Here is a 24120-nt window from a genome sequence, read left to right as displayed (position 1 = left end):
ACAAGCGCCCACATGAATTACCTGATCGATTGTTAAAGAGCATCTCGCTGTTGCCGTCGTGTCCGGCCAGCTTCTTGCGAAGCGGCGGTCTCGCTGGCGCCCTGCGAGGAAGGCGTATTCTACCTGACCGGCGTTTCTTGTCAACCCTGCGAGGCGTTCCGAAGAAGCGAAGCGGGTGACCGAAACCTCGTTGCGCTAGCGCGCTGCGAGTGCCGATCGAGTGGCGTGCATTCTACCGAATGCGGCGAGTTCGTCAAGCGGGAATTTTCAAAGCGTCTTCGAAAAACCCAAATGGAAACAAGCACTTCTGCCACCATCACCGCCTGCAACGTTTGCCCGTTGCCGGCAGCGGATGCGTACTTTACGGATTTCCCGGGGGCCGCGCAAGCCCCTGGCCAAGAAAAAATATAGCCCACTCCGGGCGGGCCCGCCATGGCCCGTCACGCCTTTCTTGATCGCCGCCGGGAAACACCCGGCCACGACGCCCGCTCCACACCCTCGGGTAGCGAGCGAGCAGCCGTCTCAGATCACGAAGCGATCGACGAAGCGGTGCACCGCCGTCTGCTCCAGGCGGGCCTGATCGCCGCAGAGCGCGACGATCTCGGCGCACCGCCCCGCCGGGAAGCGCGTGGCCAGGTTGTGCGCGAACTTCTCTTCCAGCAGCGGGATGCCCTCCGCCCGCCGCCGGCGATGACCGATGGGGTACTCGACCGCGACCTGCTCGGTGGCGCTGCCGTCCGCGAAGAAGACCTGGACGGCGTTGGCGATGGCGCGCTTCTGGGGGTCGTAGTAGTCCCGGGAGTAGCGCTCGTCCTCGACCACCTCCATCTTGCCGCGCAGCTCGTCGATTTCCGGATGGGCCGCGTGGAAGGCATCCTCGTAGTGCTCGGCGGTCAGGCTGCCGAAGATCAGCGGCACGGCGGTCATGTACTGGAGGCAGTGATCCCGGTCGGCGGGATTGGCGAGGTCCCCCTCCTTGGAGATGATGCGGATCGCCGAGTCGTGGGTGGTCAGCACGATGCGCTCGATCTCGTCGAGCCGATCCTTCACCTGGGGGTACAGGGTCATGGCCGCCTCGCAGGCGGTCTGGGCGTGGAACTCGGCCGGGAAGGAGATCTTGAACAGAATGTGCTCCATCACGTGGCTGCCGAGCTCGCGCTGGAAGGTGAAGCGACGCTCCTCGGCTGGCTTGGTGGCGAGATCGCGGTTGGTGTGGCTGAACAGCACGTCGTAGAAGCCCCACTGCGGCGCGGTCAGCACGCCCGGGATGCCCATCTCGCCGCGCATGGCGATATCGGCCAGGCGCACGGCGCGGGAGGTGGCGTCCCCGGCGGCCCAGCTCTTGCGCGAGCCCGCATTCGGCGCGTGCCGGTAGGTGCGCAGGCTCTGGCCATCGACGAAGGCATGGGAGAGCGCCGCGAGCAGCCGCTCGCGGTCGGCACCCATCAGCTTCGCCACCACGGCGGTGGAGGCCACCTTGACCAGCACCACATGGTCGAGCCCGACCCGGTTGAAGGAGTTGTCCAGCGCCAGCACGCCCTGGATCTCGTGGGCCATGATCATCGCCTCAAGCACCTGCCGCATGGTCAGCGGCTCCTGCCCGTCGGCGACGCGCTGCTGGGAGAGGTGGTCGGCCACGGCCAGGATGCCGCCCAGGTTGTCGGAGGGGTGGCCCCACTCGGCGGCCAGCCAGGTGTCGTTGTAGTCGAGCCAGCGGATGATGGCGCCGATGTCCCAGGCCGCCTTGACCGGGTCCAGCCGGAAGGAGGTGCCGGGCACGCGCGCCCCGTGCGGCACCACGGTGCCCTCGACGAGCGGGCCCAGGTGCTTGGTACATTCGGGGAAGCGCAGCGCCAGCAGGCCGCAGCCCAGGGTGTCCATCAGACAGTGGCGCGCCGTCTGAAGCGCCTCGTTGCTGTCGATGGTGTAGCCGAGGACATAGTCGGCGAGGGTCTGCAGCTCGACGTCGTACTCGGGGCGCACGTTGGTTTCCACGGTGCTCATCGGGTGCCTCCTGCGGTCGCGGGTCGGTCGGTGTCTCTACCACTCTTCACTATAGAAACGCCCCGTGTCACCGACACGGGGCGCGGACGGCATAGGGCGATGGCGACTCAGACGCTGTCGCCGGGGACGCGCACCCAGCCTTCCATCAGCACGCGGGCGCTGCGGCTCATCACCGCCTCATCGATCACCCAGCGGCCGTCGACCAGGCTCGCCTCGGCGCCGACCCGCAGGGTGCCGGAGGGGTGGCCGAAGGTCACGGCGTTGCGCTTGCCGCCGCCGGCGGTCAGGTTGACCAGGGTGCCCTCGATGGCCGCCGCGGAGGCGATGGCCACCGCGGCGGTGCCCATCATGGCGTGGTGCAGCTTGCCCATGGAGAGCGCCCTCACCCGCAGGTCGATCGCATCGGCCTCGACCGCCTTGCCGCTGGAGGCCGTGTAGCTGGCCGGCGGCGCCACGAAGGCGACCTTGGGCGTGTGCTGGCGGTTGGCGGCCTCGCCGAGCTCCTTGATCAGCCCCATGCGCAGGGCGGCGTGGGCGCGGATGGTCTCGAAGCGCTCGAGCGCCCGCGGGTCGCCGTTGATCGCCTCCTGCAGCTCGCTGCCGGTGTAGCCGAGGTCGGCGGCGTTGACGAAGACGGTGGGGATGCCGGCGTTGATCATGGTCGCCTGGAGGCGGCCGCCCGCGACCACGTCACCCGGCACCTCCAGGTCGTCGACCAGCCGGCCGGTGGGGAAGATGGCCCCCTCGCCGTCGGCAGGGTCCTTGAAGGCCACGGGCACCTCGGCGGCCGGGAAGGTCACGCCGTCGAGCTCGAAGTCGCCGGTCTCCTGCACCTGGCCGTCGGTGATCGGTACCCGCGAGACGATGGTCTTGCCGATGTTGGCCTGCCAGATGCGCACCTCGACCTCGCCGTTCTCGGGGATCCGCGCGGGGTCGACCAGGCCGTTGCTGATAGCGAAGGGGCCCACCGCGGCGGAGAGGTTGCCGCAGTTGCCGCTCCAGTCGACGAAGGCCTTGTCGATGGCGACCTGGCCGAAGAGGTAGTCGACGTCGTGGTCGGGGCGCTCGCTCTTCGAGAGGATGACGGTCTTGCTGGTGCTGGAGGTCGCCCCGCCCATGCCGTCGATCTGCTTCTGGTAGGGGTCGGGGCTGCCGATCACCCGCATCAGCAGGCGATCGCGGGCCTCGCCCGGCACCCGGGCGGCCTCGGGCAGGTCGTCGAGGCGGAAGAAGACGCCCTTGCTGGTGCCGCCGCGCATGTAGGTGGCGGGCACCCTGATCTGTGGAAGCTGTGCCATGGAATTCGCGTCCTTCTCGAGAAAGATCGACCCGGGGCCGTGGCGGCGCCGGGTCGATGGGTGGGTCAGGGAGTGACGGTCATCGCCCGGTTCAGCCGACCGCCTCGACCTCGGACTCCAGGAAGTCCTGGGCGAAGCGCTGCAGCACGCCGCCGGCGGAGTAGACGGTCACCTCCTCGGCGGTATCCAGGCGGCAGATCACCGGCACCCGGTCGACCTCTCCGGTCTTGCGGTGGATCACCAGCTCGAGGGTGGCGCGCGGCGCCGGCGCGCCCTCGACGTCATAGGTCTCGGTGCCGTCGAGCTGAAGGGTATGGCGGGTGGTGCCCTCCTCGAACTGCAGGGGCATCACGCCCATGCCGATCAGGTTGGTGCGGTGGATGCGCTCGAAGCCCTCGGCGACGATCGCCTCCACCCCGGCCAGCGCCACGCCCTTGGCCGCCCAGTCCCGCGACGACCCCTGGCCGTAGTCGGCGCCGGCGATGACGATCAGCGGCTGGTCGCGCTCCATGTAGGTCTCGATGGCCTCCCACATGCGGGTCACTTCACCCTCCGGCTCGATGCGCGCCAGCGAGCCCTGGCGCACCTCGCCCTTCTCGTCCCGCACCATCTCGTTGTAGAGCTTGGGATTGGCCAGGGTCGCGCGCAGCGCGGTGAGGTGATCGCCGCGGTGGGTGGCGTAGGAGTTGAAGTCCTCCTCCGGCAGGCCCATCTTCGCCAGGTACTCGCCGGCCGCGCTGTCGGCCATGATGGCGTTGGAGGGCGAGAGGTGGTCGGTGGTGATGTTGTCCGGCAGGATCGCCAACGGGCGCATCCCCTTCAGCGCGCGCACGGCCGCCATGTTGCCTTCCCAGTAGGGCGGGCGGCGGATGTAGGTGCTCTGGGGGCGCCAGTCGTAGAGCGGGCTCTCGGCCTTCTCGGCGGCGTCCAGGTCGAACATCGGGATGTAGACCTGCTTGAACTGCTCCGGCTTGACGAACTCGGCGACGATGGCGTCGATCTCCTCGTCGGAGGGCCAGAGGTCCTTCAAGGTAATCGGGGTGCCGTCCTGGTCGGTACCCAGCACGTCCTGCTCGATGTCGAAGCGCACGGACCCCGCGATGGCGTAGGCCACCACCAGCGGCGGCGAGGCCAGGAAGGCCTGCTTGGCGTAGGGGTGGATGCGGCCGTCGAAGTTGCGGTTGCCGGAGAGCACCGCCGTGGAATAGAGATCGCGGTCGATGATCTCCTGCTGGATCTCGGGGTCCAGGGCGCCGGACATGCCGTTACAGGTGGTGCAGGCGTAGGCGACGATGCCGAAGCCGAGCTTCTCGAGCTCCTGCAGCAGGCCAGCCTCCTCTAGATAGAGGCGCGCCACCTTGGAGCCCGGCGCGAAGGAGGACTTCACCCAGGGCTTGCGCACAAGGCCCAGCTCGTTGGCCTTCTTGGCCAGCAGGCCGGCGGCCACCACGTTGCGCGGATTGGAGGTGTTGGTGCAGCTGGTGATGGCGGCGATGATCACCGCGCCATCGGGCATCTTGCCCGCCTTCTCCGCCGCCTGGGCCTTGTCGCTGTCCATGTAGGAGCTCACGGCGATGCCGCGCTCGGCCAGGGCGCTGGTGGGCAGGCGACGGTGCGGGTTGGACGGACCCGCCAGGTTGCGTTCCACGGTGGAGAGGTCGAAGGTCAGCACCCGCTCGTACTGCGCCTCGGTCAGGCTGTCGGCCCACAGGCCGGCCTGCTTGGCGTAGGTCTCGACCAGCTCGACCTGCTCCGGCTCGCGACCGGTGATCTTCAGGTAGTCGAGGGTCTGGTCGTCGATGTAGAACATCGCCGCGGAGGCGCCGTACTCGGGCGTCATGTTGGAGATGGTCGCGCGGTCGCCGATGGTCAGGCTCCTGGCCCCCTCGCCGAAGAACTCCAGGTAGGCCCCCACCACGCGCTCCTGACGCAGGAACTCGGTGATCGCCAGCACGATATCGGTGGCGGTGATGCCAGGCTGGCGCTTGCCGGTCAGCTCCACGCCGACGATGTCCGGCAGGCGCATCATGGAGGGGCGGCCCAGCATCACGGTCTCGGCCTCGAGGCCGCCGACGCCCAGCGCGATCACGCCCAGGCAGTCGATGTGCGGGGTGTGGCTGTCGGTGCCCACGCAGGTGTCCGGGAAGGCCACGCGCTTGCCGTTCTCGTCGGGGCGCGCCTGGATCACCGGCGACATCTTCTCCAGGTTGATCTGGTGCATGATGCCGTTGCCGGCGGGGATCACGTCGACGTTCTCGAAGGCCGTCTTGGTCCACTCGATGAAGTGGAAGCGATCCTCGTTGCGGCGGTCCTCGATGGCGCGGTTCTTGTCGAAGGCGTCCTGCTCGAAGCCGGCGTGCTCGACGGCCAGGGAGTGATCGACGATCAGCTGGGTCGGCACCACCGGGTTGACCTTGGCCGGGTCGCCGCCGCGCTCGGCAATGGCGTCGCGCAGGCCGGCCAGATCGACCAGCGCCGTCTGGCCGAGGATGTCGTGACAGACCACGCGGGCCGGGTACCAGGGGAAGTCGAGGTCGCGGCGACGCTCGATCAGCTGGGTGAGCGCGTCGGTCAGAAGCTCCGGCTCGCAGCGGCGCACCAGCTGCTCGGCCAGCACCCGCGAGGTGTAGGGAAGGGTATCGTAGGCACCGGGCTTTATGTCGTCGACGGCCGCACGGGTGTCGAAATAGTCCAGCTCGGTACCGGGGAGGGGCTTGCGGTAGTCGGTATTCATGGCGTCCGTCGGGAAGTCGTCGAGTGAAGAAGGAAGGCGGGGCGACCGTCCGGCGGTCGCCCCCGGGGCTGGTTCAGTCGCGCTCCTCGATGGGCACCCACTCGCTCTTCTCGGGCCCGACGTAGTCGGCGCTCGGGCGGATGATGCGGTTGTTGGCGCGCTGCTCGAAGACATGGGCGCACCAGCCGGTGACCCGCGAGCAGACGAAGATCGGCGTGAACAGCTTGGTCGGGATGTCCATGAAGTAGTAGGCGCTGGCGTGGAAGAAGTCGGCGTTGCAGAAGAGCTTCTTCTCGCGCCACATCACCGCCTCGACGCGCTCGGAGACCGGATAGAGCACGCTGTCGCCCACGTCCTCGGCGAGTTTCTGGGACCAGTGCTTGATGATGGCGTTGCGCGGGTCGGACTCGCGGTAGATGGCATGGCCGAAGCCCATGATCTTGTCCTTGCGCTCGAGCATGCTCATGATCTCGCGCTCGGCCTCGTCCGGCGACTGCCAGTTCTCGATCATCGCCATGGCCGCCTCGTTGGCGCCGCCGTGGAGCGGGCCGCGCAGCGAGCCGATGGCGCCGGTCACGCAGGAGTGCATGTCGGACAGCGTCGAGGCGCAGACGCGGGCGGTGAAGGTCGAGGCGTTGAACTCGTGCTCGGCGTAGAGGATCAGCGAGACGTTCATCACCCGGGCGTGCAGCTCGGAGGCCGGTTCATCGCGCAGCAGGTGCAGGAAGTGGCCGCCCACCGAGGCGTCGTCGGTCTCGGTCTCGATGCGCACGCCGTCGTGGCTGAAGCGGTACCAGTAGCAGATGATCGACGGCAGCGCGGCGAGCAGGCGATCGGAGACGTCCTGCTGCTCGTCGAAGCTCTGCTCGGTCTCGAGGTTGCCGAGCATGGAGGCACCGGTGCGCATCACGTCCATGGGATGGGCGTCGGCCGGGATCTGCTCGAGCACGGTCTTCAGCGCCTGGGGCAGGCCGCGCAGGCCCTTGAGCTTGGTGATGTAGGCGTCGAGCTCGGCCTGGTTGGGCAGCTTGCCCTTGAGCAGCAGGTAGGCCACTTCCTCGAACTTCGCCTTCTCGGCCAGCTCCTTGATGTCGAAGCCGCGGTAGGTCAGGCCGGAACCGGTCTGGCCGACGGTGCACAGAGCCGTGGTGCCGGCGCTCTGGCCGCGCAGGCCGGCGCCACCGATGGGTTTGTCTGCCATGTCGTGTCTCCTCGTGAGTCGATTATTGTCGGTATCCTGGCGTGTCAGGCGTTGCCGCCCTGCTCCGCGTTCTCGTTCTCTGCAAACAAGGCGTCGAGCTTCTGCTCGAAGTCGTGATAGTTGAGGAAGTCGTAGAGCTCGTCGCGGGTCTGCATCAGCTCCACCACGTCACGCTGGTGACCGGTGTCGTGGATGCTCTGGTAGACCTTGAGGGCCGCGGCGTTCATGGCACGGAAGGCCGACAGCGGGTAGAGCACCATGCGACAGCCCACCTCGCCGAGCTCCTGCTGGGAGAAGAGCGGCGTGGCGCCGAACTCGGTGATGTTGGCCAGGATCGGCGCCTGGACGCGCGCGCAGAAGGCCTTGTAGTCGTCCAGGGTGTGCACCGCCTCGGCGAAGATGGCGTCGGCGCCCGCCTCGATGCAGGCGTTGGCCCGCTCGATGGCCGCGTCGAGCCCCTCCTTCTGGAAGGCGTCGGTGCGCGCGATCAGGTAGAAGTCCGGATCGAGGCGCGCGTCCGCGGCCGCCTTCACGCGGTCGACCATCTCCTGCTGGGAGACGATCGCCTTGTTGGGACGATGGCCGCAGCGCTTCTGCGCCACCTGGTCCTCGAGGTGCACGGCGGCCACGCCGGCGCGCTGCATCTCCTTGACGGTGCGGGCGATGTTGAAGGCGCCGCCCCAACCGGTGTCGATGTCCACCAGCAGCGGCAGGTCGGTGGCGCCGCAGATGCGGTGGGCATCCTCGACCACGTCGTTCATGGTGGTCATGCCGAGATCCGGCAGGCCGTAGGAGGCGTTGGCCACCCCGCCGCCGGAGAGGTAGATCGCCTGGTGGCCGACCCGCTGGGCCATCATGGCGGTATAGGCGTTGATGGTGCCGACGATGGGCAGCGGACGGTTGGCCTCGAGGGCGGCGCGGAAGCGGGCGCCGGGCGTCGTTTGAGTCATGGAGGGTCTCCGGTTAGTGGGTCGAGCGCCTCATGAGGAGGCGTCGCTCTCCTGCGGTTCGAGGGTGGCCGCATAGCGCTCGACCACGTTGGCTCGCGAGGCGCTGACGTGGCGGCGCATCAGCAGCTCCGCCAGTTCGGCGTCGCCCGCCTCGATGGCGTCGACGATGCGGTGGTGTTCGACGAAGGCGCGCTGCGGGCGCGTGCCGCTGGCGCTGAACTGGGTACGATAGAGCCGCACCAGGTAGTAGAGGTCGTCGCAGAGCAGGCCCATCAGCATCCGGTTGTGGCTGCCGAGCACGATCTGGTAGTGGAAGTCCAGGTCGCCCTCGCGCTGGTAGTAGGCCTCGCCGCGCTTGAGGTCGGCCTGGCGCTCGTGCACCGAGAGCACCTCGCGCAGCCCGGCGATCTCCTCGGGCGTCATGTGCTCGGCGGCCAGCCGCGCGGCCATGCTCTCCAGGGCCTCGCGCAGGTCGAACAGCTCGAGCAGCTCCTTCATGGAGAGCTGGACCACCCGGGCGCCCACGTGGGGCACCCGCTGGATCAGGCGGTGCGACTCCAGGCGACGCATCGCCTCGCGCAGCGGCCCGCGGGAGATGCCGTAGGCGCGCGAGAGGCCCGGCTCGGTAATCTTGCTGCCGGGCGCCAGCTCGCCCCGGACGATGGCGTCCTGCAGCTGGTTGAAGACCCGCTCCGCCAGGGTGCGGACTTCGGGGTTGGCGGCCTGTTCCGGTGCGACTGAGGTCATGGCAATTGTCGACAATTAAATGATGGAGGAACTTTAGCCACTGCCTTACTCCCGGTCAACCGGCCGCTCGGCAGAAAGCCTTCACCTTTGGTTGTAGACAACATGGCCGATGAAGGCGGGCCTGTCGACAATGCGCCGATCACCGGAAGGGACAAGTCGCCTCGCGATGCCTAGAATGGACCCCCTGTTTGGGGAAGACGCCTGATGAGACCACCGCTCGAGATCACTCCGCTGCCCTACCACGAGGACCCGCTCGGCTATTTCGCGGTGCTGCGCGACCGGCCCAGCGCCGTGCTGCTCGACAGCGGCCGACCGACGGCGCCCGGCGGGCGCTACGACATCCTCAGCAGCGATCCGCTCGCCCTGCTCGAGGTCGACGACGCGGGACGCGTCCACGGCGACCCGGCGCTCTCGAACCTCTCCCCCTTCGCCGCCCAGCAGGCGCTGCTCGACCGCCTGCCCCGCGAGGCGCCCGAAAGCGAACTGCCCTTTCTCGGCGGGTTGATCGGCTACTGGAGCTACGACCTGGGCCGGGGCCTCGAGCCGGTGGCAGGCCAGGCGCGCCCGGCCGTCACCCTGCCGGCCAGCCGGGTCGGCCTCTACGACTGGGCGCTGATCCAGGATCACCAGCGCCGGGAGAGCTGGCTGGTGGGCAGCGCCGAGCGCCGCGAGCAGGTGCTCGCCTGGCTGTCGGCAGCGGCGCGCCCGGCCGAGGCCTTTCGCCTCACCGCCCCCTTCGTCGCCGAGCTCAGCCGCGAGGCGTACCTGGCGCGCTTCGACGCCGTGCAGGCCTACATCCGTGCCGGTGACTGCTACCAGATCAACCTGGCCCAGAGATTCAGCGCCCCCTACGCCGGCGACCTGTGGGCCGCCTATCGGCGCCTGCGCGAGGCCACTCCCACGCCCTACGCCGGCTACCAGGCCTGGCCCGGCCCCGAGGGGGAGCAGGCGATCCTCTCGCTCTCGCCGGAGCGCTTCCTCGAGTGCCGCGACGGGCGCGTCGAGACCCGCCCGATCAAGGGCACCCGACCGCGCGGCGCCACCTCCGACGAGGACCGGCGGCTCGCCGCCGAGCTCGAGGCGAGCCTCAAGGATCGCGCCGAGAACGTGATGATCACCGACCTGCTGCGCAACGACCTGGGCCGGGTCTGCCGGCCCGGCAGCGTGCGGGTGCCGACCCTCTGCGGCCTGGAGAGCTACGCCAACGTCCACCACCTGGTCAGCGTGATCACCGGCGAGCTGGCGGCCGAGCGCCGACCCATGGACCTGCTGGCGGCGGCCTTCCCCGGCGGCTCCATCACCGGCGCCCCCAAGGTGCGCGCCATGCAGATCATCGACGAGCTGGAGCCCAGCCGGCGCAGCGCCTACTGCGGCAGCCTGGGCTACGTCGACGTGCGCGGGCGGATGGACACCTCCATCGCCATCCGCAGCGTGGTGGCCGAGGCGGGGCGGCTCCACCTGTGGGGCGGTGGCGGCCTGGTCGCCGACTCCGAGGGCGACGCCGAGTATGCCGAGACCCTGGACAAGATCCGCCACCTGATGCGCGCCCTGGCGACGCCGACGGATGACGACGATTGGAATAAGAAAGCGCCTCTATTAGTCAATAGAGGCATAGATATCCAATGATTCGGTATTGGGGAGGGGCGCCACGGCTCTGCTAGGGTAGCGGCAATATCGCAAGCAGAGACCGCCATGACCGCCTTCGACCCCAACCGATTCGTCCTCGAACACGACCAGGAGACGCCCAAGGAGATCCTGCGCGCCGCCTACCGGGCCTTCGGCGAGCTGACGATCTCCTTCTCCGGCGCCGAGGACGTGGTGCTGATCGACCTGGCCCTGAAGGTCGCCCCGAAGGAGGACGTCAGGGTCTTCTCGCTGGACACCGGTCGGCTGCACGCCGAGACCTACGCCTTCATCGAGCGGGTGCGCGATCACTACGGCATCGCCATCGACGTGCGCGTGCCCGACACCGAGGCCGTGCAGGCCCTGGTCCACGAGAAGGGGCTCTTCAGCTTCTACCGCGACGGCCATCAGGAGTGCTGCGGCATCCGCAAGGTGGCGCCCCTGCGTCGCCGGCTGGCGGGCCTGCCGGTGTGGGTCTCCGGCCAGCGCCGCGACCAGAGCCCGGGCACCCGCTCCAGCCTGCAGATCGCCGAGCGCGACAGCGCCTTCGGCAGCGAGGCGGCACCGCTCTTCAAGATCAACCCGCTCGCCCGCTGGACCAGCGACGACGTCTGGACCTACATCCGCATGTTCGACGTGCCCTACAACGCCCTGCACGAGCGCGGCTACGTGAGCATCGGCTGCGAGCCCTGCACGCGCCCCACCCTGCCGGGCCAGCACGAGCGCGAGGGACGCTGGTGGTGGGAGGACCAGGGCGGCAAGGAGTGCGGCCTGCACGCCGTGAACCTGACGCCGTCGGCCTCGTCGGGCGCCTGAGCCGCACCCGTCACGCGACAGGACAGGGCGCCCCGCGGGGCGCCCTGTCGCTGCGTGCTCGGACTAAAAGAGGCGTCGGCGCTGGCGCGCCCGGCAAGTCCTCAGCGGATCGGCAGCTCGATGTCCTCGAACAGCGACTGCTCGTGGCGGGGCCCGGCGGCCAGTGCCGCGTCCACCAGGTCCCGGTGGAGGTGGCCGGCGAAGCCCTCCAGGAAGTCGTACATGTAGCCGCGCATGAAGGTGCCGCGACGGATGCCGATCTTGGTGGTGGAGCTCTCGAACAGGTGATCCGCCTCCAGCGCCACCAGGTCGGTGTCGTGCTCGGCATCCACCGCCATGTGCGCCACGATGCCCACCCCCATGCCGAGGCGCACGTAGGTCTTGATCACGTCGGCGTCGGCGGCGGTGAGCACCACGTTGGGAGACAGGCCGCGCGCCCGGAAGGCGTCGTCGAGCTGGGAGCGCCCGGTGAAGCCGAACACGTAGGTGACCAGCGGGTAGTCGGCCAGCGCCTCCAGCGTCAGGGTCTCGAGCTCCGCCAGCGGATGGCCCTTGGGCACCAGCACGCAGCGGTTCCAGCGGTAGCATGGCAGCAGCACCAGGTCGTTGAACAGATCCAGGGACTCGGTGGCGATGGCGAAGTCGGCCTGGCCGTCGCTGACCATCTGGGCGATCTGCTTGGGCGTGCCCTGCTGCATGTGCAGCGCCACGTCGGGATACTTCTGGGTGAAGTCGCGGATCACCGGCGGCAGCGCATAGCGCGCCTGGGTGTGGGTGGTGGCGATGGAGAGGCTGCCGCGGCGCTCGTCGCTGTGCTCCTGAGCGACGTCCTTGATGTTCTCGGCCAGCCGCAGCACCTGGCCGGCCAGCTCGATGATCGCCTGCCCCGCCGGGGTGATGCGGGTCAGGTGCTTGCCGCTGCGGGCGAAGATCTCGACGCCGAGCTCGTCCTCGAGCAGGCGGATCTGCTTGGAGATGCCGGGCTGGGAGGTGAAGAGGCTCTGAGCGGTGGCCGAGACGTTGAGGTTGTGGCGTGACACCTCCCAGATGTAACGCAGCTGCTGAAGCTTCATGGCCGCCCTCTCTATGCGTGCTGACTTTGCTATGCGTGCTGACTTTGCGTGCTGTCTGTGCGGTACGTGCTATTTATGGAATACGTACTGGCCGTGCGTGCCGACCGTGACATGGCGTGAATGACGGCCGGCCAGGGCGCCCTTAAAATACCTTAAGGACATAAAAAAATAACCCACAATCACTTTATAGCATAACATGACGGCCCCGATGCAACCGCCGACCGGTGCCCGCGCCGGCCGCGCGGATTTGCCAGCACCCCGGACGATCGCTAACATCGTCCGACCGGGCATGCCCGCATGCCCCCTTACCCGCTCGATGCAGCGCAACGAAACTGGAGAATCACATGGCCAACAACGTCGATGTCACCAATGCCAACTTCGAGCAGGAAGTCCTCAAGGCCGACGCACCGGTCCTGCTGAAGTTCTGGGCCCCCTGGTGTGGTCCCTGCAAGGTGATGGCGCCGGTGGTCGATGAGGTTGCCGAAGAGCGCGATGGCAACCTCAAGGTCGTCAGCATCAACGTGGACGACGCTCCGGAGATCGCCGCCGAGCAGGGCGTCCGCGGCGTGCCCACCGTGATGCTGTTCAAGTCCGGCACCAAGGTCGCGTCCCTGGTCGGCGCTCAGTCCAAGTCACAGCTGAGCCAGTTCATCGACCAGAACGCCTGATCGCGCCTTCCCCTGAGCGCTCATCGCCCCGGCCACGGCCGGGGCGATGTCGTTTGGGGGTTCCTCACGGGGTCACTCGTCGTCGCGCTCGGAGATCGGCCGGTCGGCCTGATCGAGGGGCGAGCCGACCGCCGGCCCGAGCAGGTGCGCGATCCAGCGCGTCTGCGGATGGCTGTCCAGGGCGATCTTCAGGGTCATGGTCAGCACCACCGAGAGCAGCATGCCCACCGCGCCGAAGATCCAGCCCCAGACCACCAGCGAGAGGAAGGCCACCGAGGTGGAGAGCCCCAGGGCGCGGCCCATCACCCGCGGCTCGATGATGTTGCCCATCACGAAGTTCACCCCCAGGTAGGCCGCCGAGAGCAGCATGGCATCGACCAGCCCGCCCTGGGGCGAGACCAGCAGCAGCATCACCGGCGGCACCGCGGCGATGGCCGAGCCGATATTGGGGATGTAGTTCAGGGCGAAGGCCAGCACCGCCCACAGCAGGGGGAACTCCACCCCCAGGAGCTTGCAGGCCAGCCAGATCAGCGCGCCGGTCGCCAGGCTGATCAGCGTCTTCACGGCCAGGTAGCGCTTGAGGGTGTGGCTGAACTCGCTGAAGCGCCGCAGGCTCGGCGCCGGGTTGACGAGCGCCCGGGAGATCTTGTCGCGGAAGTTGAGGGTCTCGAAGAGCAGGAAGATCACCAGCAGCGACACGACGACGCTCTGCATCATCAGGTTGCCCACCTCGCCGAGCAACGCCGGGATCCAGCCGCCGAACTGCTCGGCGTCCAGCAGCTCCGCCAGACGGTCGGTGTCGATGGCCAGGCCCAGCCCGGCCAGGCCGTCGAGCAGTCCCAGGTAGTACTGGTAGAGCTTCTGCTCGATCCCGGGCAGGGCGTCGACGAAGGTGCCGACGCTGTTGACCAGCAGCACGCCGAGCAGCGAGAGGAAACCGCCGATCACCACCAGCGTCAGCCACACCGACAGGCGCAGGCTCAGGCCGAGGCGATTGAGCCACTGCACCGGCGCCGTGCAGACCACGGCGATGAACAGCGACAGCAGCAGCGGCACCAGCAGGCTGGCCCCGGCTCGCATGCCGGCGACGATCACCACCAGTGCGGCCAGCGCCAGGGTCAGGTTGAGGGGAATACTCTGCTGCTCGTTCTGGGGGGGTGGGGGCATGCCCGATCTCGCGGTCGTCGATGGTCTGCTCATGATGACGGGGCACGATGCAATTGCAAGGCGCGGAACCATCCTCGGGCCGCGGCCTCGAAGCCCGGTATCCCCGACGACAAGGAGAACGTCATGTCCTTCCCACGCCCCGCCCGCGCGCTCTGCCTTCCGGCCCTGGCCGCCCTGCTCTCGCTCGTCCCGCCGCTGACCGCCGCGGCCCTGGCGGGGGAGACGCCCCGCCGCCTCGACGTCCAGGCCGAGGCCGAGCTCGCGGTGGTGCCGGATCGCGCCACCCTCGAGGCGCGCCTCTGGGAGCACACCCCGGCCGTGGCCGAGGGAGCCGAGCGCGAGACCGACGCCGAGGCCCTGCGCCAGGCGCGCCAGCGCCTGGAGGAACGCGCCGCCACGCTGATCCGGCGCCTGGAGGCCCAGGGCCTTGCCAGCGAGGCGATCACCGCCGGCTCGCTGCAGGTCCTGCCGCAGCGCCTGCCGGTGGCACAGCACGGCGACGACAAGCCGGAGCCGCAGGTGCGCACCCGCCTGCAGCGCCCGGTGAGCATCGAGATCGAGGATCTCGCCCGGCTGCCGGGCCTGCTCGACGCCCTGACCGAGGCGGGCGTCAACGCCCTGGACGGCGTGCGCTACGACCTCGCCGACCGCGAGGCCGCCACCGACGAGGCGCTGGTCAAGGCGCTGGCGAAAGCGCGCCACAAGGCCGAGCTGATGGCCGAGACGCTCGCGATCGAGCTGGGCGAGGTGATCGCCGTGAGCGAGACCCGCGCCCCGGTGTTCCAGCCGCGGATGATGGCGATGAGCGACGCTCGCCCGGAGGGCGCCGGCGGCGCCGAGTATCGCCCGGGCACCATCACCATCGAGGCCGGGGTCAACGTCAGCTGGACGATCGCCGACGCGCCCTGAGCGCCGCGCGCGGTTCCCGCTTTCTCCAGGCATTACGAAAAACCCCACCCGGGCATCGCCCGGGTGGGGTTTCGGTCTTCCGCGTGGCGCTAGGGCGTCAGGCGTTGATCGTCTCGACGCCGCCCATGTAGGGGCGCAGCACCTCGGGCACGGTGATGGAGCCATCGGCGTTCTGGTGGTTCTCCATCACCGCGATCAGGCAGCGACCCACCGCCAGGCCGGAGCCGTTGAGGGTATGCAGCAGCTGCGGCTTCTTCTGCTCGGGGTGGCGGAAGCGCGCCTGCATGCGCCGCGCCTGGAACTCCTCGCAGTTGGAGACCGAGGAGATCTCGCGATAGGTCTGCTGGCTCGGCATCCAGACCTCGAGGTCGTAGGTCTTGGCGGCGCCGAAGCCCATGTCGCCGGTGCACAGGGTGACCACCCGGTAGGGCAGGCCCAGGGCCTGGAGGATCGCCTCGGCGTGGCCGCGCATCTCCTCCAGGGCCGCATAGCTCTGATCCGGCTCGACCATCTGCACCATCTCGACCTTGTCGAACTGGTGCTGGCGGATCATGCCGCGGGTGTCGCGGCCGTGGGAGCCCGCCTCGCTGCGAAAGCACGGCGTGTGGGCGGTGAGCCGCACCGGCAGCAGCCTGTGCTCGAGGATCTCGTCCCGGGCGAAGTTGGTCAGCGGCACCTCGGCGGTGGGAATCAGGTGGAAGCCGCGCTCGTCGTCCAGGCGGAAGAGGTCCTCGCCGAACTTGGGCAGCTGGCCGGTGCCGTGGAGCGAGGCCTCGTTGACCATGTAGGGGACGTAGCACTCCTCGTAGCCGTGCTCGAGGGTCTGCTTGTCGAGCATGAACTGGGTCAGCGCCCGGTGCAGCCGCGCGATCGGCCCGCGCATCACCGCGAAGCGCGAGCCGGTGAGCTTGGCGGCGAGCTCGAAGTCAAGATCGCCCTGGAGCGCCCCCAGGTCGACGTGGTCGCGCACCTCGAAGTCGAAGGCCGGCGGCGTGCCCCAGCGGTGCAGCTCGACGTTCTCCTCCTCGCTCTGCCCCTCCGGGACGCTCTCGTGGGGCAGGTTGGGGATGCCGCTGACCAGGGCGTCCCACTCGGCCTGCACCTCGGCGAGGCGCGCCTTGGCGGCGTCGAGCCGGTCACCGAGGTCGCTCACTTCGGCCAGCAGGGGCTGGATGTCCTCGCCCTGGGCCTTGGCCTTGCCGATGGACTTGGAGCGGGTGTTGCGCTCGTTCTGCAGGGACTCGGTCTCGGCCTGCAGCTCGCGGCGCCGGGACTCCAGCGCCTCGAGACGCGCGGTGTCGAGGTCGTAGCCCCGGGTGGCCAGTCGTTGGGCGACCGCGTCGAGGTCGCTGCGCAGCAGTTTGGGATCGAGCATGTCATCCAGTCCGTTGCAGTCGGTGAAGGAGGGTCGGGCGGTGTCCGAATCAGGCCGCCCATTGTAGGCAAAAGGCGGCAGGGGCGCCACGCGGCGCGGGGCCCCGGGATGCGCGCCACCGCCCTCTCGCGGTAGAGTAGCTCCACCCCTTCCCCCTGCCCTGGCCCGCCAGGGCGGCGCCACCACTAAACAGAACGCCATGATCGCACGCTTGGACACCGCTGACGCCAGCACCCTGCCGGGCCTCGACGCCCGGTACCTGCGCTTTCTCGAGGCGCTGAAAGCCGAGGGCTTCGAGGGCGAGATCACCCCGGACCTCGCCGCCCGCACGGTGCTCGCCACCGACAACTCCATCTACCAGCGCCTGCCCCAGGCCGTGCTGAGCCCGAGGCACGGCACGGACCTCGAGCGGATCGCCCGCCTGGCCGGGCGCGAGGCACATCGCGAGGTGGTGCTCACCCCGCGCGGCGGCGGCACCGGCACCAACGGCCAGTCGCTCACCGACGGCCTGGTGGTGGACGTCTCGCGGCACATGAACGCCATCCTCGACATCGACGTCGAGAACCGCCGGGTGCGCGTCCAGGCGGGGGTGGTCAAGGACCAGCTCAACGCCGCGCTCAAGCCCCACGGGCTCTTCTTCGCGCCGGATCTCTCCACCTCCAACCGCGCCACCATCGGCGGCATGATCTCCACCGACGCCAGCGGCCAGGGCAGCTGCGAGTACGGCAAGACCCGCGACCACGTGCTCGAGCTTTCGACGGTGCTGCTCGGCGGCGAGCGCCTGGTCAGCCGCCCGCTGGCCGACGAGGAACTCGCGCCGCTGTGCGAGCGCGACGACGTCACCGGCACCGCCTACCGCACCGCCCGGGAGATCATCGACACCCAGCGCGAGCGGATCGAGGCCGTCTTCCCGCCGCTGAACCGCTGCCTGACCGGCTACGACCTGGCGCACTTGAGGACGGCGGAAGGCAAGCTCGACCTCAACAGCCTGCTCTGCGGCTCGGAGGGCTCGCTCGGCCTGCTCGACGAGGCGGTGCTCAACGTGCTGTCGATTCCCAAGCACTCGACCCTGGTCAACGTGCGCTATGCGGGCTTCATGGACGCCCTGCGCGACGCCAAGGCGCTGATGGCGAGTGATTCGGCGCCGACTTCCATCGAGACGGTGGACGACACCGTGCTGCTGCTCGCCATGGAGGACTTCGTCTGGGACAGCGTCGCGGAATTCTTCCCGGCCGGGGACACGCCGGTGCGCGGCATCAACCTGGTCGAGTTCAACGACGACGACCCCGAGCGCCTAGCCCGCCGGGTTGAGGCCTTCTGCCGCCACCTGGAAACGGACGCGAGCGTCCAGCGCCTCGGCTTCACCCTGGCCGAGGGTCGGCCGCAGATCCAGCGGGTCTACGCCATGCGCAAGCGCGCCGTGGGCCTGCTGGGCAATGCCAAGGGCGAGAAGCGCCCGATCCCCTTCGTCGAGGACACCGCGGTGCCGCCGGAGCACCTGGCGGACTTCATCGCGGAGTTTCGCGCCGCCCTGGACGCGCGGGGGCTCGCCTATGGCATGTTCGGCCACGTGGATGCCGGGGTGCTCCACGTGCGCCCGGCGATCGACATGAAGGACCCCGATCAGGAGCGGCTGATCCGCGAGGTCTCCGACGAGGTGGCCGCGCTGACGCAGAAGTACGGCGGCCTGCTGTGGGGCGAGCACGGCAAGGGCGTGCGCTCCGAGTACGCGCCGGCCTTCTTCGGCGAACTCTATCCCAGCCTGCAGCGGGTCAAGGCGGCCTTCGATCCCCATAACCAGCTCAATCCCGGCAAGATCGCGACGCCGCTTTCCCTATCTACCCCACCCGAAGACGTGGGAACCCCGCCCGACGCCGCATCTCTCTCCATCCCGCCCGACGACGCGGGTAGGGCCTCCTCGGCAGAGAATGAGACGCGCGCGACGTCGAGTGCCGATGCCGAGGAGCAGACGGTCAAGTTCGTCGACCCCGGCCTGCTGGCCATCGACGGCGTGCCCACCCGGGGCCAGTTCGATCGCACCATCGACGAGCGGGTCTGGCAGGCCCACGCCGCCACCGTCTACTGCAACGGCAACGGCGCCTGCTACAACTACGATCCCGACGACGCCATGTGCCCCTCCTGGAAGGCCACCCGGGACCGGGTCCACTCGCCCAAGGGGCGCGCCAGCCTGATCCGCGAGTGGCTGCGCCTGCAGGGCGAGGCCGGCGCCGACCTTATCGAGGAGTCGCGCCGCCAGCGCACCGAGGGGGCCTGGGGCTTCGTCAGGCGCCTGCCGCGCCGCGCCCTCAACACCTGGCGCCACGACCGCGAGGCGGACTTTTCCCACCAGGTCTACGACGCCATGGCGGGGTGTCTGTCCTGCAAGTCCTGCGCCGGCCAGTGCCCGGTCAAGGTCAACGTGCCGGACTCCCGCTCGCGCTTCCTCGAGGCCTACCATGGCCGCTACCTGCGCCCGGTGCGGGACTACCTGGTCGGTGGCATGGAGTTCCTGCTGCCCGCCCTCTCCCGGGTCGCCCCGCTCTACAACGCCGCCCTGGGCAACCGCCTGGTCGACCGCCTGCTGGCCGGCCCCGTCGGCCTGGTCGACAGCCCTAGGCTCTCCCGGGCAAGCCTGAGAAAGCAGCTCGCCGCCTGGGGCGTGGCCCCAGCCACGCCCACTTCGCTCGGCCTGCTCACCGAGGCCCAGAAGGCCAAGAGCGTGGTGCTCGTCCAGGACGCCTTCACCAGCCACTTCGAGGCGCGGCTGGTCATGGACGTCGTCGAGCTGCTCTCGCGGCTCGACGTGCGGGTCTTCGTGGCGCCCTTCTCGCCCAACGGCAAGCCGCTGGACGTCCAGGGCTTCCAGGGCGCCTTCGCCCGCACCGCCGAGAAACAGGCCCGGCGCCTGCGCACACTCGCCGAGGCCGGGGTGCCGCTGGTCGGCATCGACCCGGCGATGACCCTCACCTACCGCCAGGAGTACGTGAAGGCGCTGGGCCCGGACGCGGTGCCCGAGGTGCTGATGCTCCAGGAGTGGCTGGTGACCCAGGCGCCGCGCCTGGCCCGCGTCGCCGCCCCGGGCGAGGGCGAGGACCCAGGCTTCCGGCTGCTCTCCCACTGCACCGAGAAGACCAACGCCCCGGGCAGCCCCAAGGCCTGGCAGCAGCTCTTCGCCGCCTTCGGCCTGGAGCTCGAGCTGCTCGCGACCGGCTGCTGCGGCATGTCCGGCACCTATGGCCACGAGGCGCGCAACCTCGCGACCTCGCGGACCATCTACGCCCAGTCCTGGCAGCCCCAGGTGGAAGACGAGGCCAACGCCGGCCGGCTGCTCGCCACCGGCTACTCCTGCCGCAGCCAGGCAAAGCGCTTCTCGGACCGCGCCCTGCCCCACCCGCTGCAGGCCCTGCTGGGCTGGCTCAAGCAGCGCTGAGCCGCCGCGGCGCACCTGGGTGCCGCCGACGGCCACGAACGACCGCGGGCAGCCCAAGGGCTGCCCGCGGTCGTTCGTACTTGCGTGCGAGGGATCAGAAGAAGAGCCGGCGCAGCGCCTCGCCGGGCTCGGCCTCGCGCACGAAGGCCTCGCCCACCAGGAAGGCGTTGACGTCGTGCTCGCGCATGCGCAGCACGTCGTCGCGGCGGTGGATGCCGGACTCGGTGACCACGGTGACGCCCGCGGGAATGCGCGGCAGCAGCTCCAGGGTGGTCTCGAGGCGGGTATCGAAGGTATGCAGGTCGCGGTTGTTGATGCCGACCAGGGCGAGGTCGAGTGCCAGCGCGCGCTCGAGCTCCAAGGCGTCGTGGACCTCCACCAGCACGTCCATGCCGAGCTCGGTGGCCTGGCGGTGCAGGTCCGCCATTTGGGCGTCGTCCAGGGCGGCGACGATCAGCAGGATGCAGTCCGCGCCGATGGCCCGCGCCTCGCTCACCTGGTAGCCGTGGGTGATGAAGTCCTTGCGGATCACCGGCAGCTCGCAGGCGGCGCGGGCCTCGATCAGGTCGTCCTCGTGGCCCTGGAAAAAGTCGGCGTCGGTCAGCACCGAGAGGCAGGCGGCGCCGCCCTCGGCGTAGCTGGCGGCGATCTCGCCGGGCCGGAAGTCCTCGCGCATCACCCCCTTGGAGGGGGAGGCCTTCTTGATCTCGGCGATCACCGCCGGGTCCCCGGCGCGGATGGCGCGGTCCAGCGCGGCGACGAAGCCGCGAGGGGCGTCCTGCTCGGCGGCCAGGCGCAAGAGCTCCTGCTCGGAGACGGCCCGGGAGCGCTCGGCCACCTCCTCCGCCTTGCGGGAGAGGATGCGCTCGAGGATGGTCGGCAGGTCGGTCATGGCGGGCCTCACTGGTTGAACACGCGGGTGAAGTTGGCAAGCTCCTTGAGCTTCTCCAGCGGCAGCTTCGAGGCCTGGGCATCCTGGGCCATGGCCACCCCCTCCTTGAGGGTATCGGCGACCCCGGACGCGTAGAGCGCGGCGCCGGCGTTGAGGGCGACGATGTCGGCGGCCGGCCCCTCGCCCACCAGCGCCTGTTCGACCAGCCGCAGGCTGTCCTCGGCGGTCTTGACGCGCAGCGGGTCGAGGGACTGACGTTCGATGCCGAACTGCTCGGGGGTGATGGTGTACTCCCTGATCTCGCCCTCCTTGAGCTCGGCGACCAGCGTCGGCTGGGCCAGCGAGATCTCGTCCAGGCCATCCTCGGCGTGGACCACCAGCACGTGCTCGCTGCCCAGGCGCTTGAGCACCTCGGCCATCAGCGGCACGAGCTCCGGGGCGTAGACGCCGAGCACCTGGTTCGGCGCGCCGGCGGGATTGGTCAGCGGCCCGAGGATGTTGAACAGGGTGCGCACGCCCATCTCGCGCCGCGGCGCCACCGCGTAGCGCATCGCGGGATGGTGGTTGGGGGCGAACATGAAGCCGACGCCCACCTGCTCGATGCAGCGCCCGACCTGCTCGGCGTCGAGGTCCAGGTGGATGCCCGCCACGGCGAACAGATCGGCGCTGCCCGAGGAGGAGGAGACGCCGCGGTTGCCGTGCTTGGCGACGTGGGCGCCGCCGGCGGCCACCACGAAGCTCGCCGCGGTGGAGACGTTGAACAGGTTGGCGCCGTCGCCGCCGGTGCCGACGATGTCAACCACGTTCTCGGCGGTGAGCCGCACCGGGGTCATCAGCTCGCGCATCACCTGGGCGGCGGCGCTGATCTCCTCGGCGGTCTCGCCCTTCATCGCCATGCCCATCAGGAAGGCGGCGATCTGCGGCTCGCTGGCCTCGCCGGTCATGATCTGGCGCATCACGGCGTGGGTCTGGTCGAAGCTCAGGTGCTCGCGGCGCATCACCGCGCCGAGGGCCTCTCGCATCTGCATGGGATTCTTCTCCTCTGGCTGGAACACGGCTCAGCGACGCTTCAGGAAATTGGCCAGCAGCTCATGGCCCTGGCGGGTGAGGATCGATTCGGGGTGGAACTGCACGCCCTCCACGTCGAGCTCGCGATGGCGAAGCCCCATGATCAGCCCGGGGGTGACGTCGTCCTCGTCGCACCAGGCGGTGACCTCCAGGCAGTCGGGCAGGCCCTCGCGCTCCACCACCAGCGAATGGTAGCGGGTCACCTCCAGCGGCTCCTCGAGGCCCTCGAACACGCCCTGGCCGAGGTGGCGGATCCGCGAGGTCTTGCCGTGCATCACCTGGGGGGCGCGCACCACGCGCCCGCCGTAGACCTGGCCGATGGCCTGGTGCCCCAGGCAGATGCCGAGCACCGGGATCCGCCCGGCGAAACGGCGGATGGCGGCCATGGAGATGCCCGCCTGGTCGGGGGTGCAGGGCCCCGGCGAGATCACCAGGTGGCTCGGCGCGAGGGCCTCGATCTCATCGAGGGTGATGGCGTCGTTGCGGTGGGTCTCCACCTCGGCGCCCAGCTCCCCGAGGTACTGGACCACGTTGAAGGTGAAGCTGTCGTAGTTGTCGATCATCAGCACGGACATGGTGCGCTCTCCGGCACTCGCCCGGCCAGCGCCGGGCGACAGGAATCAGGGGTCACTCGAGGTTGTCCAGGCCGCGTTCGGCCATGGCCACGGCGCGGAACAGGGCACGGCCCTTGTTGAGGGTCTCCTGCCACTCCATCTCCGGCACCGAGTCGGCGACGATGCCAGCGCCGGCCTGAACGTGCAGCTGGCCATCCTTGATCACCGCGGTGCGGATGGCGATGGCGGTGTCCATGTTGCCGTGCCAGGAGAGGTAGCCCACGGCGCCGGAGTAGACGCCGCGCTTGACCGGCTCCACCTCGTCGATGATCTCCAGGGCGCGGATCTTGGGGGCGCCGGAGACGGTGCCCGCCGGGAAGGTGGCGCGCAGCACGTCCATGGCGGAGAGGCCGGGCTTCAGGCGTCCCACCACGTTGGAGACGATGTGCATCACGTGGGAGTAGCGCTCCACCACCATCCGGTCGGTCACGGTGACCGAGCCGGTCTCGCTGATGCGGCCGACGTCGTTGCGCCCCAGGTCGATCAGCATCAGGTGCTCGGCGAGCTCCTTGGGGTCGGCCAGCAGCTCGTCCTCGAGGGCCCGGTCCTCGGCCTCGTCGCGGCCGCGCTTGCGGGTGCCGGCGATGGGGCGCACGGTCACCTCGCCCTCCTCCAGGCGGGTGAGGATCTCCGGCGAGGAGCCGGCCACCTGATGATCGCCCAGGTTCAGGTAGAACATGTAGGGCGAGGGATTGAGGCTGCGCAGGGCGCGATAGAGGTCCAGCGGCGCCGCCCGGTAGGGGATCGACATGCGCTGGGAGGGCACGCACTGCATGACGTCGCCGGCCAGCACGTACTCCTTGATCTGCTCCACCGCCGCCTTGAAGCCCTCCTCGGTGAAGCCCGAGGTGAAGTCGCCCTCCTCCACCGCCGCGCGGCCGGTGCCGGGGCTGACGGTGGTGTGGGTGGCGCTGCGCAGGCGCACCTCAAGGCGCTCCAGGCGCTCCACGGCCCGCGCGTAGGCGGCCTCCTCGGCCGGGTCGGCGTGGGTCCAGAGGGTCAGCCGGCCGGAGAGGTTGTCGAACACCACCAGGTCGTCGCAGACCATCAGCAGGATGTCCGGCACGCCCAGCGGGTCGGGCTTGGCGTCGACGTGGGGGCCACGCAGGCGCGGCTCGATGTAGCGGATGGTCTCGTAGCCGAAGTAGCCCACCAGGCCGCCGTCGAAGCGCGGCTGGTCGTCCAGGCGCGGCACCTTGAAGCGGGCCTGGAAGCGCTCGATCCACTCGAGGGGGTCCTCGACCTCCACGGCGCCGCGCTGCTCGTCGTCGACGATGTGGCGCACGGTGAAGCCGCTCACCTCGATGCGCTCGCGGCACGGCAGGCCGATGATCGAGTAGCGTCCCCACTTCTCACCGCCCTGCACCGACTCGAGCAGGAAGGTCCAGGGAGCGTCGGCGAGCTTCAGGTAGGTGGAGAGCGGGGTGTCGAGGTCGGCCAGCACCTCGCGGGTGACCGGAATGCGGTTGTAGCCGGCCTCGGCCAGCTCATGGAAGCGCTCGGGAGTCATCATGCCCGGGTCCTCGCGGTGGAGAGAAAGACACTGGTGTT

At 69.4% G+C, this 24120-nt stretch carries 18 protein-coding genes; 5 read left to right on the top strand and 13 right to left on the bottom strand.

The genetic code is table 11. From position 1 onward, the window contains the following. Window positions 1-522: 522 nt before the first annotated feature. From C9F13_RS09370 to C9F13_RS09345, 6 genes are all read right to left on the bottom strand, one after another. Window positions 523-2004, bottom strand: a complete 1482-nt coding sequence (locus tag C9F13_RS09370; RefSeq protein WP_108445956.1) for a bifunctional 2-methylcitrate dehydratase/aconitate hydratase — start codon at window positions 2002-2004, stop codon at window positions 523-525. A gap of 107 nt (window positions 2005-2111) precedes the next feature. Further along, window positions 2112-3302 carry a 2-methylaconitate cis-trans isomerase PrpF gene (prpF, locus tag C9F13_RS09365; protein ID WP_108445955.1) on the bottom strand — a complete coding sequence of 397 codons (1191 nt, stop codon included), beginning with the start codon at window positions 3300-3302 and terminating at the stop codon, window positions 2112-2114. Between the two features lie 91 nt (window positions 3303-3393). Beyond that, entirely contained in the window at window positions 3394-6036 is a 2643-nt protein-coding gene (gene acnD, locus C9F13_RS09360) for a Fe/S-dependent 2-methylisocitrate dehydratase AcnD (RefSeq protein WP_108445954.1), read from the bottom strand. A 73-nt stretch (window positions 6037-6109) separates the two neighbouring features. Continuing rightward, window positions 6110-7237 carry a bifunctional 2-methylcitrate synthase/citrate synthase gene (prpC, locus tag C9F13_RS09355; protein ID WP_108445953.1) on the bottom strand — a complete coding sequence of 376 codons (1128 nt, stop codon included), beginning with the start codon at window positions 7235-7237 and terminating at the stop codon, window positions 6110-6112. 44 nt (window positions 7238-7281) lie between these two features. Further along, window positions 7282-8187, bottom strand: coding sequence for a methylisocitrate lyase (gene prpB, locus C9F13_RS09350; RefSeq protein ID WP_108445952.1), 906 nt, complete (start codon window positions 8185-8187; stop codon window positions 7282-7284). A 30-nt stretch (window positions 8188-8217) separates the two neighbouring features. Next, window positions 8218-8934 (bottom strand): GntR family transcriptional regulator, encoded by a 717-nt coding sequence (locus C9F13_RS09345; protein WP_108445951.1) that lies wholly within the window; start codon window positions 8932-8934, stop codon window positions 8218-8220. 204 nt (window positions 8935-9138) lie between these two features. Here C9F13_RS09345 and pabB point away from each other — a divergent pair, with 204 nt between their 5' ends. Beyond that, on the top strand, window positions 9139-10560 hold the full coding sequence (gene pabB / locus C9F13_RS09340) for an aminodeoxychorismate synthase component I (RefSeq protein WP_108445950.1): 1422 nt from the start codon (window positions 9139-9141) through the stop codon (window positions 10558-10560). Between the two features lie 6 nt (window positions 10561-10566). After that, window positions 10567-11373 (top strand): phosphoadenylyl-sulfate reductase, encoded by an 807-nt coding sequence (locus C9F13_RS09335; RefSeq protein ID WP_425432877.1) that lies wholly within the window; start codon window positions 10567-10569, stop codon window positions 11371-11373. A 101-nt stretch (window positions 11374-11474) separates the two neighbouring features. Here the strand turns inward: C9F13_RS09335 and cysB are convergent, their stop codons facing one another. Beyond that, window positions 11475-12446 (bottom strand): HTH-type transcriptional regulator CysB, encoded by a 972-nt coding sequence (cysB, locus tag C9F13_RS09330; protein WP_108445948.1) that lies wholly within the window; start codon window positions 12444-12446, stop codon window positions 11475-11477. A 344-nt stretch (window positions 12447-12790) separates the two neighbouring features. On the opposite strand from cysB, the gene trxA reads away from it, so the two are divergent. Continuing rightward, complete coding sequence (gene trxA / locus C9F13_RS09325; RefSeq protein WP_089847268.1) at window positions 12791-13114, top strand: thioredoxin; 324 nt, start codon at window positions 12791-12793, stop codon at window positions 13112-13114. A 72-nt stretch (window positions 13115-13186) separates the two neighbouring features. Here the strand turns inward: trxA and C9F13_RS09320 are convergent, their stop codons facing one another. Beyond that, a complete protein-coding gene (locus C9F13_RS09320; protein WP_108445947.1) occupies window positions 13187-14281 on the bottom strand; it encodes an AI-2E family transporter in 1095 nt (364 codons plus the stop codon). A 123-nt stretch (window positions 14282-14404) separates the two neighbouring features. On the opposite strand from C9F13_RS09320, the gene C9F13_RS09315 reads away from it, so the two are divergent. Further along, window positions 14405-15190: an SIMPL domain-containing protein gene (locus C9F13_RS09315; protein ID WP_108445946.1), complete on the top strand. Its 786-nt coding sequence runs from the start codon at window positions 14405-14407 to the stop codon at window positions 15188-15190. 97 nt (window positions 15191-15287) lie between these two features. Here C9F13_RS09315 and serS read toward each other — a convergent pair whose 3' ends face one another. After that, the gene (gene serS / locus C9F13_RS09310; RefSeq protein WP_108445945.1) at window positions 15288-16565 is read right to left on the bottom strand and encodes a serine--tRNA ligase; all 1278 of its coding nucleotides are present in this window, start codon (window positions 16563-16565) and stop codon (window positions 15288-15290) included. Window positions 16566-16764: 199 nt separating this feature from the next. On the opposite strand from serS, the gene C9F13_RS09305 reads away from it, so the two are divergent. Further along, window positions 16765-19995, top strand: coding sequence for an FAD-binding and (Fe-S)-binding domain-containing protein (locus C9F13_RS09305; RefSeq protein ID WP_108445944.1), 3231 nt, complete (start codon window positions 16765-16767; stop codon window positions 19993-19995). A gap of 94 nt (window positions 19996-20089) precedes the next feature. Here C9F13_RS09305 and trpC read toward each other — a convergent pair whose 3' ends face one another. From trpC to trpE, 4 genes are read right to left on the bottom strand one after another with little or no spacing between them, the layout of a single operon-like run. Beyond that, window positions 20090-20887 (bottom strand): indole-3-glycerol phosphate synthase TrpC, encoded by a 798-nt coding sequence (gene trpC, locus C9F13_RS09300; RefSeq protein ID WP_108445943.1) that lies wholly within the window; start codon window positions 20885-20887, stop codon window positions 20090-20092. A gap of 8 nt (window positions 20888-20895) precedes the next feature. After that, window positions 20896-21915 (bottom strand): anthranilate phosphoribosyltransferase, encoded by a 1020-nt coding sequence (gene trpD / locus C9F13_RS09295; protein ID WP_108445942.1) that lies wholly within the window; start codon window positions 21913-21915, stop codon window positions 20896-20898. A gap of 30 nt (window positions 21916-21945) precedes the next feature. Then, window positions 21946-22530: an anthranilate synthase component II gene (locus C9F13_RS09290; protein WP_108445941.1), complete on the bottom strand. Its 585-nt coding sequence runs from the start codon at window positions 22528-22530 to the stop codon at window positions 21946-21948. A 52-nt stretch (window positions 22531-22582) separates the two neighbouring features. After that, complete coding sequence (gene trpE, locus C9F13_RS09285; protein ID WP_108446008.1) at window positions 22583-24079, bottom strand: anthranilate synthase component I; 1497 nt, start codon at window positions 24077-24079, stop codon at window positions 22583-22585. Window positions 24080-24120: the final 41 nt, after the last annotated feature.

Source organism: Halomonas denitrificans (assembly GCF_003056305.1).
Classification (GTDB): Bacteria; Pseudomonadota; Gammaproteobacteria; order Pseudomonadales; family Halomonadaceae; genus Halomonas; species Halomonas denitrificans.
The sequence above is the reverse complement of the archived record's forward strand: the minus strand, read 5'-3'. Positions and strand labels throughout refer to the sequence as shown.